22 protein-coding genes and 2 pseudogenes are annotated in these 15,380 nt (G+C 41.2%); 17 read left to right on the top strand and 7 right to left on the bottom strand.

Going from position 1 to position 15,380, the window contains the following annotated elements; all coding sequences use genetic code 11:
• Positions 1-62 precede the first annotated feature (62 nt).
• Positions 63-1,328 carry a dicarboxylate/amino acid:cation symporter gene (locus EGS71_RS10565; RefSeq protein WP_002000599.1) on the top strand — a complete coding sequence of 422 codons (1,266 nt, stop codon included), beginning with the start codon at positions 63-65 and terminating at the stop codon, positions 1,326-1,328.
• 42 nt (positions 1,329-1,370) lie between these two features.
• Here the strand turns inward: EGS71_RS10565 and EGS71_RS10560 are convergent, their stop codons facing one another.
• From EGS71_RS10560 to EGS71_RS10530, 7 genes and pseudogenes are all read right to left on the bottom strand, one after another.
• The gene (locus EGS71_RS10560; RefSeq protein WP_016653507.1) at positions 1,371-2,321 is read right to left on the bottom strand and encodes a metal-dependent hydrolase; all 951 of its coding nucleotides are present in this window, start codon (positions 2,319-2,321) and stop codon (positions 1,371-1,373) included.
• Between the two features lie 123 nt (positions 2,322-2,444).
• Positions 2,445-3,221, bottom strand: coding sequence for a ribosome biogenesis GTP-binding protein YihA/YsxC (gene yihA / locus EGS71_RS10555; protein ID WP_001254456.1), 777 nt, complete (start codon positions 3,219-3,221; stop codon positions 2,445-2,447).
• Positions 3,222-3,329: 108 nt separating this feature from the next.
• Positions 3,330-3,767, bottom strand: coding sequence for an RrF2 family transcriptional regulator (locus EGS71_RS10550; RefSeq protein ID WP_001176606.1), 438 nt, complete (start codon positions 3,765-3,767; stop codon positions 3,330-3,332).
• An 85-nt stretch (positions 3,768-3,852) separates the two neighbouring features.
• The gene (locus EGS71_RS10545) at positions 3,853-4,617 is read right to left on the bottom strand and encodes a globin domain-containing protein (protein WP_000188888.1); all 765 of its coding nucleotides are present in this window, start codon (positions 4,615-4,617) and stop codon (positions 3,853-3,855) included.
• A gap of 2 nt (positions 4,618-4,619) precedes the next feature.
• A pseudogene (locus EGS71_RS10540) lies at positions 4,620-4,741 on the bottom strand (hypothetical protein).
• A gap of 21 nt (positions 4,742-4,762) precedes the next feature.
• Positions 4,763-6,310, bottom strand: coding sequence for a helicase HerA-like domain-containing protein (locus EGS71_RS10535; RefSeq protein ID WP_000537110.1), 1,548 nt, complete (start codon positions 6,308-6,310; stop codon positions 4,763-4,765).
• A gap of 43 nt (positions 6,311-6,353) precedes the next feature.
• A complete protein-coding gene (locus EGS71_RS10530; RefSeq protein WP_000716513.1) occupies positions 6,354-7,544 on the bottom strand; it encodes a PLP-dependent transferase in 1,191 nt (396 codons plus the stop codon).
• A 167-nt stretch (positions 7,545-7,711) separates the two neighbouring features.
• Between EGS71_RS10530 and EGS71_RS10525 the strand changes: the two genes are divergently transcribed.
• The 16 genes and pseudogenes from EGS71_RS10525 (at position 7,712) to rpsN (ending at position 15,373) form a co-directional block, all read left to right on the top strand.
• Positions 7,712-8,440, top strand: a complete 729-nt coding sequence (locus EGS71_RS10525; protein WP_000835293.1) for a type 1 glutamine amidotransferase — start codon at positions 7,712-7,714, stop codon at positions 8,438-8,440.
• Between the two features lie 251 nt (positions 8,441-8,691).
• Positions 8,692-9,003 (top strand): 30S ribosomal protein S10, encoded by a 312-nt coding sequence (gene rpsJ, locus EGS71_RS10520; protein WP_000070912.1) that lies wholly within the window; start codon positions 8,692-8,694, stop codon positions 9,001-9,003.
• A 57-nt stretch (positions 9,004-9,060) separates the two neighbouring features.
• Entirely contained in the window at positions 9,061-9,699 is a 639-nt protein-coding gene (rplC, locus tag EGS71_RS10515; protein WP_001982642.1) for a 50S ribosomal protein L3, read from the top strand.
• 11 nt (positions 9,700-9,710) lie between these two features.
• On the top strand, positions 9,711-10,313 hold the full coding sequence (rplD, locus tag EGS71_RS10510) for a 50S ribosomal protein L4 (RefSeq protein ID WP_001050255.1): 603 nt from the start codon (positions 9,711-9,713) through the stop codon (positions 10,311-10,313).
• Positions 10,310-10,630 carry a 50S ribosomal protein L23 gene (gene rplW / locus EGS71_RS10505; RefSeq protein WP_001058538.1) on the top strand — a complete coding sequence of 107 codons (321 nt, stop codon included), beginning with the start codon at positions 10,310-10,312 and terminating at the stop codon, positions 10,628-10,630. The genes rplD and rplW overlap by 4 nt, the downstream gene beginning before the upstream one ends.
• Positions 10,631-10,641: 11 nt before the next feature.
• The gene (rplB, locus tag EGS71_RS10500; RefSeq protein WP_001122317.1) at positions 10,642-11,466 is read left to right on the top strand and encodes a 50S ribosomal protein L2; all 825 of its coding nucleotides are present in this window, start codon (positions 10,642-10,644) and stop codon (positions 11,464-11,466) included.
• A 13-nt stretch (positions 11,467-11,479) separates the two neighbouring features.
• On the top strand, positions 11,480-11,755 hold the full coding sequence (gene rpsS, locus EGS71_RS10495; protein ID WP_001138119.1) for a 30S ribosomal protein S19: 276 nt from the start codon (positions 11,480-11,482) through the stop codon (positions 11,753-11,755).
• Positions 11,756-11,766: 11 nt separating this feature from the next.
• Positions 11,767-12,096, top strand: a complete 330-nt coding sequence (gene rplV, locus EGS71_RS10490) for a 50S ribosomal protein L22 (RefSeq protein ID WP_001982638.1) — start codon at positions 11,767-11,769, stop codon at positions 12,094-12,096.
• 1 nt (position 12,097) lies between these two features.
• Positions 12,098-12,914: pseudogene (rpsC, locus tag EGS71_RS10485) on the top strand (30S ribosomal protein S3).
• The gene (gene rplP / locus EGS71_RS10480; RefSeq protein WP_000941215.1) at positions 12,854-13,267 is read left to right on the top strand and encodes a 50S ribosomal protein L16; all 414 of its coding nucleotides are present in this window, start codon (positions 12,854-12,856) and stop codon (positions 13,265-13,267) included. The pseudogene rpsC and the gene rplP overlap by 61 nt, the downstream one beginning before the upstream one ends.
• Entirely contained in the window at positions 13,267-13,464 is a 198-nt protein-coding gene (gene rpmC / locus EGS71_RS10475) for a 50S ribosomal protein L29 (RefSeq protein WP_000849928.1), read from the top strand. The genes rplP and rpmC overlap by 1 nt, the downstream gene beginning before the upstream one ends.
• Positions 13,461-13,718 (top strand): 30S ribosomal protein S17, encoded by a 258-nt coding sequence (rpsQ, locus tag EGS71_RS10470; protein ID WP_001291845.1) that lies wholly within the window; start codon positions 13,461-13,463, stop codon positions 13,716-13,718. The genes rpmC and rpsQ overlap by 4 nt, the downstream gene beginning before the upstream one ends.
• A 92-nt stretch (positions 13,719-13,810) precedes the next feature.
• Positions 13,811-14,179 (top strand): 50S ribosomal protein L14, encoded by a 369-nt coding sequence (gene rplN, locus EGS71_RS10465; protein ID WP_001982634.1) that lies wholly within the window; start codon positions 13,811-13,813, stop codon positions 14,177-14,179.
• Between the two features lie 9 nt (positions 14,180-14,188).
• Complete coding sequence (gene rplX, locus EGS71_RS10460) at positions 14,189-14,506, top strand: 50S ribosomal protein L24 (protein WP_001062685.1); 318 nt, start codon at positions 14,189-14,191, stop codon at positions 14,504-14,506.
• Between the two features lie 15 nt (positions 14,507-14,521).
• The gene (rplE, locus tag EGS71_RS10455; RefSeq protein ID WP_000113197.1) at positions 14,522-15,058 is read left to right on the top strand and encodes a 50S ribosomal protein L5; all 537 of its coding nucleotides are present in this window, start codon (positions 14,522-14,524) and stop codon (positions 15,056-15,058) included.
• 9 nt (positions 15,059-15,067) lie between these two features.
• On the top strand, positions 15,068-15,373 hold the full coding sequence (rpsN, locus tag EGS71_RS10450; protein ID WP_001074624.1) for a 30S ribosomal protein S14: 306 nt from the start codon (positions 15,068-15,070) through the stop codon (positions 15,371-15,373).
• Positions 15,374-15,380 lie beyond the last annotated feature (7 nt).

Raw genomic sequence — 15,380 nt, 5'->3', positions numbered from 1 at the left:
GAAACGATGTGACAAAAAATTGCTCGAATGAAAAGCAAGCTCATGTCATATTTACAAAAGGATTGCCTACTGAAAAAAATAATGTTGATATGAACTTAAATACACAAATTCTGATTGCTGCCATTTTAGGTTTAGCCTTTGGCTTCCTACTTACCATGTATCCGGACACTGCTTTTGTAAAGCACAGTTTATATGGATTAGGCATATTAAGTAGTGTTTTTATTGGACTACTTAAAATGTTGTTGGTGCCATTAATTTTTAGCTCCATTGTGGTTGGAGTTTCAAATTTGCAGGCAGGTGGACAATTAGGCCCAGTTTGGAAAATCACATTCTTGTGTTGTATCACCACCACCACCTTGGCCTTAATTTTAGGTATTAGCTGTGCTCATTTGTTTGAGGTCGGGCGAGGTGTAGATATTTCAATTTTTCAGGCATCTATGCAAAGCTATCAAACACCAGATAGTTTAAACCCGGCAACTTTCTTCACTAATTTTATTCAAAATACTTTAATTAACCCATTTAAAGCTTTTAGTGACGGGAATGTTTTAGCTGTCGTCGTGTTTGCTCTATTTGTGGGTGTTGCTTTAGTTCATGGTGGCGAACGTTTTAAAAGTATTCGGGTATTGAGTCATCAGTTTTTTGAAATGATGATGATGTTAGTAGGTTGGGTAATGAAATTGGCGCCGTTAGGTATTTTTGCCTTACTCGCTAAATTAATGGCTACCGAAGACATTTCAGTATTAAGCCGATTGGCGGAATTTGCTGCTGTGGTAACAGGTACTACTATTTTTCATGGCGCTGTTGTTTTACCGCTACTGCTTTGGATTTTTGGTCGTATGAGCCCTTGGACTTTCTTCAAAGGCACACGTACAGCTTTAATTACCGCATTTGCAACGAGCTCTAGCTCTGCCACTATGCCGCTGAGTATGAAATGCGCACAGGAAAACTTAGGTGTTCGTCCTCAAACTGCAGGTTTTGTGATTCCATTGGGTACACAGCTCAACATGGATGGTACAGCTTTATATGAAGCTGCTGCCGCGCTCTTTGTGGCAAATCTAGTTGGACTAGACTTAAACCTGACACAACAAATTGTAGTGTGCCTAACCGCAATGATCGCATCACTTGGAGCGCCAGGAATTCCAAGTGCAGGTATGGTTACCATGATTATGGTATTACAGTCTGTGGGTTTACCTGCCGAAGCAATTGCGATTTTACTTCCAATCGATCGTTTACTCGATACGGTAAGAACGGTTGTAAATGTGCAGGGAGATATGATGATTAGTGTGGTAGTAGATCGATATACCAAAGATAAAGATATCAGTATCTAATCTCTAAATAAAAAAGCAGGATTTATATCCTGCTTTTTTATTTTAAGCTGCTTGTAATTCAGCTCTTTTGGCTGCTGGCGACTGCGATAAATAACTTACCGCATCTTCAGTGCTGCCTTCTTTAACTGGATCATACCACGGCATGAGGTAGTCAATTTGCTGAGCAATAAGCCAGATTGGGTTTGGTAAAACCTGATTATCTTTTCGGCTAATTTTATACCATTCTAGAGCAACCCAAGCTGGGAAAAATCTAGATTTGGCAGCATCAGCAAAACGTGGATCTTGCTTCATAATATGTGCAGCGCCGTCTACCCATAGCCCTAACACAAGCACAATCACTGCAAGACTTAAATAATAGCGTGGAATATAACCGCCTCCTAAATGGCGATATAAATCGAAAGCAACCGTGCGGTGTTCAATTTCTTCTGAACCATGCCATTTTACCAAGTCTACCATTTCTGGATCTGCGCCTAACTCTTCCCAGCGTTTGTTATAAAGCGCATATTTACCTAGAACACATGTCATGTGCTCAACTGTCGCGATAACACCTAAACGAAATAAATCCCATTGCTCTTGCAGGAATTGCGGAACTTCTTTGTCAAAAGGCTTATCTGCCAAAGCAGTGGTAAATAGATAATTCATAATGTCCAGATTTCTCTGGATATCAATATTGCGTGCACTTAAATATTCTTTATTGGCAGAAGTGTGTGCGTTTGCATGCATTGCTTCTTGACGAATAAATGCTTGTACATCCTGTTTAAGTTTTTCATCAGTAATACGAGGTAAAACCTTGTTATAGAGCCGGCAAAACCAGAACTCTCCAGCAGGCAAGATATTGTTAATTTCATTAATAAAATAACTTGCAAACGGTTGGTTTGGAATCCAGTCTACAGGGGTATCTTTCCAGTCAAATTTTACCTTGCGTGGAAGAATTTTATAATCAATAGAAGAACCTAAAGCCTTATTCTTCAAAAAAGATAGCAATTTCATCATTTAGTCCTGATTTTTAACTCGATGAAGTTATGATGAGTATAAAAAAAGCCCCTACATTTGTGTTTAGCAATAGGGGCCAATTGAATATAAATTTAATGAAGAAATTGTATCTGTTTTGACGATTTACTCTTCTGCATCCTCATCGCTTGCTTCTGGGATTGCATCAACGTCAAATTCTGGCTGTTGTTCAAGCGTAAAATGTAGACGTCCAGCCATCACACTTGCTAGCTCTTCTAAACCTAGTTTGTTTAATGAAGAAAAAAGCTGAATCGAGAAATCAAGCTTCATTTTTTTCAGTTGTTGTTTAACTTCGAGCAAGACTTTGTTCGCTGGACCGCGGTTCAGTTTATCTGCTTTGGTTAAAAGAATATGAACAAATAAATGGCGTGAATAAGCCCACTCTAGCATCATCATGTCAAAGTGCTGTAAAGGGTGGCGAATATCCATAAGTAAAACCAAACCTTGTAAGCTTTTACGATGGATTAGATAGTTTTCTAATTCTTTTTGCCATACACGTTTCATATCTTCTGGTACGGCTGCATAACCATAACCAGGAAGGTCAACTAAGCGTTGATCTGGGTTACCTAGGCTGAAAAAGTTAATCATTTGCGTGCGCCCAGGTTTTTTGGAGGCACGTGCAAGCTGTTTCTGGTTTGTTAATGCATTAATTGCGCTAGATTTTCCTGCATTTGAACGTCCGGCAAACGCAATCTCGTAGCCGCTATCTTCAACACATAGTGCCAATTTCGGAGCACTCATTAAAAATTCAGCTTGGCGTAACCAGTTTAGAGATTGCACAGCATAAGCTGTAATCGCTGGATCCGGTTTCTTTTCATAACTGATCTTTTGCTTGGGTGCGAGTCTGGCTTTGGTGTCTTTCGATTTTTCACTACGACGCATAAAAAATAACTTTTTAAATGAGAGGGCTCGCGCCTAGTATAAAGGAGCTTGGTTATTCTTGCTAATTTTCAGTAAACTTGCTTAAAAAGATAAATAGAATTACGGGCTCTAGAGTTGTAAAAAGGCGATAGGGGAGTGATCTGAAGCAGATTTTGGCTGTTGTAAAACTTCACCTAACGTATATTGATCTAAACTTTGATAAAAGCTTTCCAAAGCTTGATCAAGAATACCTTTCAAACCGCAATGGGAGCGTAAAACACAAGGTGGTGTATTGCATTCAACAATTTGGTGGTCACCTTGTAAAATTCGGACAATTGTTCCAAGTTTTAAATCTAAAGCTTTTGGATTTAATCGAATTCCACCACCTTTGCCGCGAATGGTAATAATCCACTCTTGTTTACCCATAAAATGGACAACCTTCACAAGATGATTTTGCGAAACATATAAATCTTGAGCGATTTCTGCAATCGTGTACGGCGCATCACTTGGACGAGCGACATACATTAATATTCGCAAAGCATAATCGGTAAATTTATTAAGTTGCATGATCACCAAAAACTAAAGGTTAAGAGGTTGATCATCTTAGCCTGAAAGTCTAAAGAATAAAACTTTCAGGCTAGAGCTTTTTAAGTTACAGCGTTAAAGGAGCTGAAACTTGTACTTGATCACCAACTCTATAGTGCTCAAGCAAAATGTTTGAAACAGAGAACTCTGTATGGTCTTCTTCTGGTTGAACATCAAAATGATAAGTATTGTCCTCTTGAGCCTCTGTGAACTTAAATGCTTTTGGTTGTTCAAGCTGTTGGTTAGGTACTTGAACTTTTACAGAAATAAAAGCATTTGCTGGGCTGGTGAGTACATCTTCATGATCAGTTGCCTTTAAAGTAAAGCGTTTGCCAGACTCAAGTGGGTCAATTTGCGTAATTTCAAATGAACGCCAGCCAGCCCATCCACCTTTCAAGCTTTCAAGTTGTTCATATTTTTGTTTTTCAACACCAATTAAGATATCTGCCAACTGTAAGTAAGCTTGTTTCCACGCTTCAATGAGTTCTGATTCAAATGGAACATTTAAAACTTCACTAATTGAATGAAGCAAGTTGTCGCCCACAATTGCATATTGATCTGGTTGAATATCTAAGCTCACGTGTTTAGTGGTAATACGTTCAACCGCTTTGGCAAGCACCGTAGGATTCTCAATATTTTCAGCATACGCGAGTACAGCTGCTGCAAGAGCACGAGGTTGGCGCAGGCTGGTCTGATCATCAAGATTAAAAACATTTTTTAGTTCTGGGTTGTTATTCAACATACGCTTATAAAAGTATGTAGTTAGAGTAACACCATGTTCACGCAATACAGGTACAGTAGATTTAACGAGTTCAATTTGTTGTGGAGTCATGGCTAGACCTTAATTATCTGGCTATATAAGATGTATTTAAAATACATCTTTAAAATAATTGTAGCAATAGCTTTTTAATAAAAACCTTAAAAAATTTAAGGGATATAAAATCCCCTAAATTAATATACTGATTTAAAAATAAATTTTATTTTCCAAATAATGAGCCGAGTAGCCCCCGTACTAATTTTTGGCCAGTACTACCACCTAAGCTGCGAGCAGCACTTTTTGCAAAAGTTCCGACAATATCTTGAGTAAGTTTAGCTCTTTCACGCGCCGCACGTTCCTCTTCTTTTTGCTGTTCACGTGCTAGACGCTCTTGTTCTTTGGCTTGTTGTTTCGCTAAGGTTTCCTGTTCTTTCGCTTGCTGTTTTGCGAGTTCTGCATCTTGTTTTTGCTGTTCCCGTTCAGCCACTTTGTTTTGGAGCATTTCATAGGCACTATCACGATCTACAGCTTGTTCATAAACCCCGGCAATAATACTTTGCGAAATTAAGGTCTGACGCTCTTCTGGAGTGATAGGTGTAAATGAAGAGTAAGGAGGCATAACCCAACCACGCTCTACAATTTGAGGTGTACCTTGCTCATCTAGGCAACTAATGAGTGCCTCACCAACACCAAGTTCCGTAATTGCTTCATCAACTTTAAAGTTTGGATTAGCTCGGAAAGTATCTGCTGCTGTTTTTACTGCTTTTTGATCTTTAGGGGTAAAGGCACGTAAAGCATGTTGTACACGGTTGCCGAGTTGCCCTAAAACACTTTCTGGTAAGTCGAGTGGGTTTTGGGTAATAAAATAAATTCCCACACCTTTAGAACGAATTAAACGTACAACTTGTTCAATTTTTTCTTGTAAAGCTTGACTGGCGTTGTCGAATAACAGGTGAGCTTCATCAAAGAAAAACACGAGTTTAGGTTTATCCATATCACCAATTTCTGGAAGCTGTTCAAATAATTCTGAAAGCATCCATAACAGGAAAGTAGCATATAGCTTAGGTGTATTCATGAGCTTGTCAGCCGCAAGAATATTGATATAACCATGCCCATTTGCGTCGGTTTGTATAAAGTCCAGAATATTTAAAGCTGGCTCTCCGAAAAACTGTTCTCCACCTTGGTCGGCAAGAGCAAGGAGATTACGTTGAATAGCGCCTAAGCTGGCTGGAGATAAGTTGCCATATTCGGCTTTAAACTCAGCTGCATGTTCACTTACAAAAGTGATCATGGCTTTTAAATCTTTAAAGTCGACCAGAAGTAACCCTTGGTCGTCTGCAATACGGAATACGGCAGATAAAACACCTTCTTGGGTGTCATTTAAGTTGAGTATACGTGCTAATAAAATTGGTCCAATTTCAGAAATAGTGGTTCGAATAGGGTGGCCTTGCTGGCCAAATAAATCCCAGAAAACAACTGGATTGGCTGCAAATGGAACACTGTCGATCTGTAAAAGCTTTAAGCGTTCATTAAATTTATCCGAAGCTTCACCAGCTTTTGCGAGGCTTGAAACATCACCTTTTGCGTCGGCAAGAAAGACGGGAACGCCGATTCGAGAAAAACTCTCTGCGAGCACCTTTAGGGTGACTGTTTTACCTGTACCGGTCGCACCTGCAATCAGGCCGTGCCGGTTGGCAAATTGGGAAAGTAAAACAATTTCTTTTGATGTGTCGTTAATATTTTTTGCAATAACAATCGGTGTACCCATATATTTTTATCCCTTAGTGTGAGCCACTATTGATGTTGTCGTTTTACATTTGTTTCAGAGCATTTTCGATATCTTGAATTAAATCTTGTGGATCTTCTAGCCCTATACAGAAGCGAACCAACAAACCTTGTTGTAAATGTGTATTTTCAAGTTTTCTCATCATTTTTAAATCATAAAGCATGACGAGACTCACCGGTCCTCCCCAACTAAAACCAAGTTTGAATAGCTTAAGAGCATCACAAAAACGGCGTACTGCTGAAATGTCATAATCAGATTTGAACACAACACTCACTAAGCCTGCACTTCTACCTGTTGAGCAAATTTCTTGCCAGTATTGATGACCAGGTGCAGCTTTATCGCTTGGATGTAGAACTTGTGCAAACTGAGGTTGCTCTTTTAACCATGTCAGTAGGGTTTTAGTATTATTTGATTGTTGCTCATACCTTAATGACATATGCGCAAGACTGCGTTGAATTTGGGCGGTATCATCACCAGATACCGAAATCCCTAAAATGGCATGCATTCGGAACAAACGGTGGTGTAACTTCTCATCACGAGTTACCACACTTCCCATTAAAATATCGCCACCACCACTTGGATATTTGGTAAGCGCATGAATGGTTAAATCTACTGATAAATGTTCATCGGAAAAATCAAAAGCATTAAAGGCGAGGCCAGCTCCCCAAGTATTATCGAGTGCAGTTAAAACGCCATGTGCTTTTGCTTTTTTTACTAGCGCTTTGAGATCTGGAAATTCAAGAGTGACAGAACCTGCTGCTTCTAACCATAGCAACTTGGTTTTATCAGAAGGCTGGAAACTTGAGACATCGATCGGGTTATAAACTTGAACATTAATTCCATATTGATCTTTTAAGTAGTTTAGGTGTTCCAGATTCGGACCATATATATTGTCTGGCACCCAAACTTCATCACCTGTTGCTAACACAGCAGAATTTACGAGATTAATCGCAGATAACCCGCTTGGAGCAAGTAGGCAGTATAAACCACCCTCAATTTGAGCAATATTGTCGCCTAGTGTAAATGTCGTAGGCGTACCGTGGGTGCCATAACTATAGTCATAAGGATCGGTCCAGTGACGGTCAAAAAGGTGCGAAGTTGATTTAAAAATAATAGTTGATGCACGAAATAAGGGAGGTTGCACGGTTTCAATAAATTGAGGTGCTTTTCGTGGTGCATGAATGAGTTGGGTTTGGAAATTGTTATGCTTTTTCATGGGGCGCTATACTTTACATAATGAGATTAGATTAAGAGAAAACTTACTTAACTGCTAGATTTTTGATTATTTCTAAGATGTTTCGTTACTAGTGTAACATTCACTAAAACTTGGCTTTATTTTTGCAAAGATCAAACCAACATTCTAACAACAATAGGTTTAAGCGCATGAAGTCGCATTTACGTGTTCACTATTTTCAACATATTGCTGGCGAAGGTTTTGGAAGCTGCTATTCATTCTTAAAAGCACACCATGCAACGATAACAGCTACAGAGTTTTTTGCACTTCCAGTTGATCTCCCTTTGGAAATAGAAGCATTGCCACACATTGAAGATGTGGATTTGCTACTTATTATGGGGGGAACCATGAGTGTAAATGATGAGGCAAATTATCCATGGTTAAAAATAGAAAAAAGATGGATACGTCGTTATTTGGCGGCGGGAAAGCCTGCGATAGGACTTTGTCTCGGAGGGCAACTTATTGCCAATGCACTAGGAGCGGCCGTTAGTAGAAACCGTTATCAAGAATTGGGATGGTCGACCGTACAAAGGGTGCCGAATTTACCTAAAGAAAGCTTTTTATTACCAGAAAAAATAAATGTAATGCAGTGGCATAGTGAAACTTTTGAGATTCCTAAAGGTGCGATTCATTTAGCAGAGAACTCAGTTTGTCGTAACCAGATGTACCAAATTGGTTCAAATGTTCTTGGTTTTCAATTTCATCCAGAAATGACACCCAAGGTATTAAATCTTCTTTTAGAGAACGAACAAGAGCTTTCTATTTTTAAAGGTGAGTATGTTCAATCTTTAGATGAACTACATCATTGCGACATCCAAAAGTTTGAACAAGGCAATCAACTTTTAAACAGGGCAATAGAGTTCGTGGTCAATCAATAAAAATATAGAGTTGATGAGAAAAAGGATGAATTGAGCAGAAAATAGAAAAAGAGAATTGCATAAGACTTAAACAATCGTTATAATGAGCGACCCTCAAGAAGAGGGCATTTACTGCGAAGAAAGTAGTAAATGTGCATTACAGTCGTGGCATCGATCACGACCTTGGTGATTATCACTGCCTTTGACACTTACCAGATAGGTGAGATGCGTCAAAGGTGATTCTTTATATATTTGGCTTGGAGTTTACTGGTATGTCTAACCAGAGAATTCGTATCCGTCTTAAGTCTTTTGATCATCGTCTGATTGATCAATCTGCTCAAGAGATCGTAGAAACCGCTAAGCGTACCGGCGCACAAGTGTGTGGTCCAATTCCGATGCCTACTCGCATCGAACGCTTCAACGTTCTTACTTCACCGCACGTTAACAAAGATGCGCGTGACCAGTACGAAATCCGCACCTACAAACGTTTGATCGACATCGTTCAACCTACAGATAAAACTGTTGATGCATTGATGAAGTTAGATCTTGCAGCTGGTGTTGATGTTCAGATCGCTTTGGGTTAAGGCTTTCGGTTAATTAACGATTAGTTAATTAGGCCGCTTTTTTAGAGGTTTATGCACATGGCTATTGGTTTAGTCGGTCGCAAATGTGGTATGACTCGCATCTTTACAGATGCTGGTGTTTCTGTACCTGTTACAGTCATCGAAGTCGATCCAAACCGCATTACGCAAATCAAAACACTTGAAACTGATGGTTATCAAGCTGTTCAAGTAACTACTGGTGAACGTCGCGAGTCTCGCGTAACTAACGCTCAAAAAGGTCACTTCGCTAAAGCGGGTGTTGCTGCTGGTCGTTTAGTTAAAGAGTTTCGTGTTACTGAAGCTGAGCTTGAAGGCCGTGAAGTTGGCGGTACTATTGGCGTTGATTTGTTCACAGTTGGTCAAATTGTTGACGTAACTGGTCAATCAAAAGGTAAAGGTTTCCAAGGTGGTGTTAAACGTTGGAATTTCCGTACCCAAGATGCTACTCACGGTAACTCTGTTTCTCACCGTGTTTTAGGTTCTACAGGTCAAAACCAAACTCCTGGACGCGTGTTCAAAGGCAAAAAAATGGCTGGTCACTTAGGTGATGAACGCGTAACAGTACAAGGTCTTGAAATCGTATCTGTTGACACTGAACGTTCAGTTTTGGTTGTTAAGGGTGCAATTCCTGGTGCAACTGGCGGTGACGTTATCGTACGTCCTACCATCAAGGCCTGAGGGGAAATACCGTGAATTTAAAAACTGTTTCCGGCTCTGCTGTTGAATTGTCTGAAGTAGCTTTCGGACGTGAATTTAACGAAGCTCTTGTACACCAAGTTGTTACTGCTTACTTAGCAGGTGGTCGTCAAGGTACTCGTGCTCACAAATCACGTGCAGACGTTTCTGGCGGTGGTAAAAAACCATTCCGTCAAAAAGGTACTGGTCGCGCTCGTGCGGGTTCTATTCGTAGCCCAATCTGGGTTGGTGGTGGTAAAACTTTTGCTGCTCGTCCACAAGATTGGTCTCAAAAAGTAAACCGTAAAATGTATCGCGGTGCAATGCAATGTATCTTAGCTGAACTTGTTCGCCAAGATCGCCTTGTTTTAGTTGAAGAGTTTGCTGTTGCTGCTCCAAAAACTAAAGAATTGCTTGCAAAACTTAACGATTTAAATGCAGCTCGTGCTTTGATCGTTACAGATGCTGTAGATGAGAACTTATATCTTGCAGCGCGCAACCTTCCACACGTTGATGTGGTAGATGCAACTGCAATCGATCCTGTAAGCTTGATCGCGTTTGATAAAGTTGTGATGTCTGTAGCTGCTGCTAAGAAAATTGAGGTAGAACTCGGATGAACAACGAACGTATCTATCAAGTCCTAAAAGGACCAGTCTTCTCAGAAAAGGCACAAGTTTTAGGTGATACTGCTGGTGTTCAAGTATTTAAAGTAGATATCAACGCTACTAAACTTGAAATCAAAAAAGCAGTTGAAAAACTTTTTGGTGTAGAAGTTGTTAAAGTTAACACAACTATTACTAAAGGTAAGACTAAGCGCTTTGGTCGTACATTAGGACGTCGTTCTGATGTTAAAAAAGCATACGTCACCCTGAAAGCCGGCCAAGATGTTGAAATGGCTGACTTGGGCGATACCGCTGAAAGCGCAGCGGAATAAGGACGAAAATTATGCCGATTCAAAAATGTAAGCCAACGTCTCCAGGACGTCGCTTTGTAGAGAAAGTGGTTCATGACCATCTTCACAAAGGCGCGCCTTATGCACCGTTGGTAGAAGCAAAAAAACGTACTGGTGGTCGTAATAATAACGGTCACATTACTACTCGTCACGTTGGTGGTGGTCATAAGCAACATTACCGTATCGTTGACTTCAAACGTAACAAAGATGGCGTACCTGCTGTTGTAGAACGTATTGAATACGATCCAAACCGTACAGCGCATATTGCATTATTGAAATATGCTGACGGTGAGCGTCGTTATATCATTGCGCCTAAAGGCTTACGTGCTGGTGATAAAGTACAATCTGGTAACGATGCTCCAATTCGTCCAGGTAACTGTTTACCACTTCGTAACATGCCAATCGGTTCTACACTTCATAACGTTGAACTTAAAATCGGTAAAGGTGCTCAATTAGCACGTTCTGCTGGTGCTTCAGTTCAATTGTTGGGTCGTGATGGTTCTTACGCAATCATTCGTCTTCGTTCAGGCGAAATGCGTAAAGTACACGTTGAATGCCGCGCTGTAATTGGTGAAGTTTCTAACCAAGAAAACAACCTTCGCTCATTAGGTAAAGCTGGTGCTGCACGCTGGCGTGGTGTTCGTCCTACCGTACGTGGTATGGCGATGAACCCGATTGATCACCCACACGGTGGTGGTGAAGGGCGTAACAAAGGTATTCAACCTGTAAGCCCATGGGGTCAAAAAGCTAAAGGGTACAAGACACGTACCAACAAGCGTACGACTAAGATGATTATTCGCGACCGTCGCGTCAAGTAAAGGAATCTGACTAATGCCTCGTTCTCTGAAAAAAGGCCCATTCGTCGATGCGCACTTGTTCGCTAAGGTTGAAGCGGCTGTTGCTAGTAACTCTCGCAAGCCGATCAAAACTTGGTCTCGTCGTTCGATGATCCTTCCAGACTTTGTTGGTTTAACAATTTCTGTTCACAATGGCCGTAACCACGTTCCAGTAATTGTTACTGAGCATATGGTTGGTCATAAACTCGGTGAATTCGCGCCAACTCGTACCTATCGTGGTCACGGTGTTGACAAGAAGTCTAAACGTTAATAGGTGTCATGATGGAAGTAACTGCTAAATTACGCGGTGCCGCTATCTCGGCACAAAAAGCACGTTTGGTTGCGGACTTAATCCGTGGCAAGTCTGTTGCACATGCTTTAAACATCTTGAACTTCAGCAACAAAAAAGCTGCAGTTTTAGTTAAAAAAGCATTGGAATCTGCAATTGCAAACGCTGAACACAATAACAGTTTAGATGTTGACGACCTTAAAGTTTCTACGATTTACGTTGACGAAGGCATGAGCCTTAAACGTATTATGCCACGTGCTAAAGGCCGTGCAGATCGTATTACTAAGCGTACTTGTCACATCACCGTTAAGGTAGGGGTTTGATATGGGTCAGAAGGTTCATCCAATCGGTATCCGCCTAGGTGTTGTGAAACGTCATAACGCTAACTGGTATGCGAATCCGAAACAATACGCTGAATACTTGCTTAAAGATCTTCAAGTTCGTGAGTTTTTAACTAAAAAACTTAAGAATGCGATGGTTAGCAATATTCTTATCGAACGTCCATCAGGTGCTGCTAAAGTAACAATTAGCACAGCTCGTCCTGGTATCGTAATCGGTAAAAAAGGCGAAGACATTGAAAAATTACAGCGCGAACTTACCAACATCATGGGTGTTCCAGCGCAAGTAAGCATCAACGAAATTGATCGCCCAGACTTGGACGCGCGTTTAGTTGCTGAAGCAATCGCTTCTCAATTAGAAAAACGTGTAATGTTCCGTCGTGCTATGAAGCGTGCGGTACAAAACACTATGCGTGCTGGTGCTAAAGGTATCAAAGTTGAAGTTTCTGGCCGTTTAGGTGGTGCAGAGATCGCTCGTACAGAATGGTATCGTGAAGGTCGTGTACCTTTGCACACTCTTCGTGCGGACATCGACTATGCAACTATGCGTGCTGAAACTACTTACGGTACGATTGGTGTTAAAGTTTGGATTTTCCGTGGTGAGATTTTAGGTGGCATGAAACAAGTCATGAACCCTGCTCCTGCTGAAGAACGTCCAGCTAAACGCGGTCGTGGTCGTGGTGAAGGTCAAGAGCGTCGTGGTCGTCGCGGTGACCGTGCTGCTGACAAGGGAGAATAATCCATGTTGCAACCTAAACGTACCAAATTCCGTAAAGTGCACAAAGGCCGTAACACTGGTCTAGCACATCGTGGTAGTACAGTATCATTTGGTTCGATTGCAATTAAAGCAACTGAGCGTGGTCGTATGACTGCACGTCAGATTGAAGCTGCACGTCGTACCATTAGCCGTCGTATTAAACGTGGTGGTAAAATCTTCATTCGCGTATTCCCGGACAAACCAATTACCGAAAAACCATTAGAAGTTCGTATGGGTAACGGTAAAGGTAACGTGGAATATTGGGTTTGTGAGATCAAACCAGGTAAGATCCTGTACGAAATTGAAGGTGTGAACGAAGACTTGGCACGTGAAGCTTTTGCTTTAGCTGCTGCTAAACTTCCGTTTAAAACCACTATCGTGACTCGGACGGTAATGTAATGAAAACTAAAGATCTACGTGAAAAATCGGTAGAAGAGTTGAAAGCTTTGCTTGATGAGCAACAGCTTAACCAATTCCGTCTTCGTATGGCGAAAGCAACTGGTCAGTTGGGTAAATCGCACGAAGTGCAAGTTGCTCGTAAGACAATTGCTCGTATTAAGACACTCCTTACCGAAAAACAGGGGAACGGACAATGAGTGAAAAAACAGTCCGCACGTTAACCGGCAAAGTAGTAAGCGACAAAATGGACAAATCTATTGTTGTCCTTATCGAACGCCGCGTTCAACACCCGTTGTATGGCAAATCAATTCGCCGTTCAACTAAGTTACACGCTCATGATGAGAACAACGTTGCTAAAATTGGCGATGTTGTAACCATTAAAGAAAGCCGCCCAATTTCTAAAACTAAAGCTTGGACTTTAGTGGAAGTAGTTGAAGCAGCTGCTGAGTAATTCGACGTTCTTGTTGCATCATCGGTCAATTTCGAGTACTCTTTGAGCCTTTCGAAATTGTGACCGGTGATGCTCGGTTTTGGAGTAGGGCAATGATTCAAACCGAAACTATGCTCGACGTAGCAGACAACAGTGGTGCTCGCCGCGTACAATGTATTAAAGTACTTGGTGGTTCACATCGTCGTTATGCTTCTGTTGGCGACATTATTAAAGTTACTGTAAAAGAAGCTATTCCACGCGCACGTGTTAAAAAAGGTGACGTGATGAATGCAGTTGTAGTTCGTACTAAGTTCGGCATTCGTCGTCCAGATGGTTCTGTGATCCGTTTTGATGATAACGCTGCAGTTATTTTGAACAACAACAAAGCTCCGATTGCGACTCGTATCTTCGGACCAGTGACTCGTGAACTTCGTACTGAACAGTTCATGAAAATCATTTCATTGGCTCCTGAAGTTCTATAAGAGGCAATCATGGCTAAGATTAAAAAAGGCGATCAGGTTATCGTGATCGCAGGTAAAGAAAAAGGCAAACAGGGTACTGTTTTGTCTGTTTCTGAAGACCGCGTTAAGGTTGAAGGCCTTAACTTAGTGAAGAAGCATCAAAAGCCGAATCGTGTAACTGGCGCTGAAGGCGGTATCGTTACTCAAGAAGCTTCGCTTCATATCTCAAACGTGGCAATTTTAAATGCTACAACCCAGAAGGCTGACCGTGTTGGTTACCAAGTGATTGATGGCGTGAAAACTCGCGTTTACAAATCAACTGGTGAATCAGTGGCGGTAGCGAAGTAATAGGTTGAAAAGGCAATGGCCAGACTTAAAGCACGTTACAACGACGAACTTAAAGCGAAGTTACAAGAAGAACTTAGCATTAAGAATGTGATGGAAATTCCTCGCATCACAAAAATCACTCTTAACATGGGTGTAGGCGCAGCAGCTACTGATAAGAAATTATTAGACGGCGCTGTAGCTGACATGCAATTAATTGCTGGTCAAAAACCAGTAGTTACTCTTGCACGTAAATCTATCGCTGGTTTCAAAATCCGTGATGGTTGGCCAATTGGTTGTAAAGTTACTTTACGTGGCGACCAAATGTACGAATTCTTGGACCGTTTGATCTCTATCGCAATCCCTCGTATCCGTGACTTCCGTGGTTTCTCAGCGAAATCTTTCGACGGTCGTGGTAACTACTCAATGGGTTTGAAAGAGCAAATCGTTTTCCCTGAAATCGATTTCGACAAGATTGATCGTATTCGTGGTATGGATATTACTATTACTACGACTGCTCGCACCGATGACGAAGGCCGTGCGCTTATGCGTGCATTCGGCTTCCCGTTCAAATAAGAGGTCGATATGGCTAAGAAAGGTATGATTAATCGCGAATTGAAACGCGAAAAAACTGTTGCTAAATACGCTGCAAAACGTGCTGAATTAAAAGCTACTATTGCAAATGTAAATGCGAGCGACGAAGAACGTTTCGAAGCGATGTTAAAGTTACAAGCATTGCCACGTAATGCATCTCCGGTACGTCTTCGTAACCGTTGTGGTTTAACTGGTCGTCCTCATGGTTACTTCCGTAAGTTCGGTTTAAGCCGTAACAAATTACGTGACACAGTAATGCAAGGTGATGTACCAGGCGTTGTTAAGGCAAGCTGGTAAGGAGCGA

This window comes from Acinetobacter sp. FDAARGOS_559, from assembly GCF_003940475.1.
In the GTDB taxonomy this organism is placed as follows: Bacteria; Pseudomonadota; Gammaproteobacteria; order Pseudomonadales; family Moraxellaceae; genus Acinetobacter; species Acinetobacter baumannii.
Note: the sequence above shows the minus strand (reverse complement) of the source record. Positions and strands in the feature narration are given on the sequence as shown.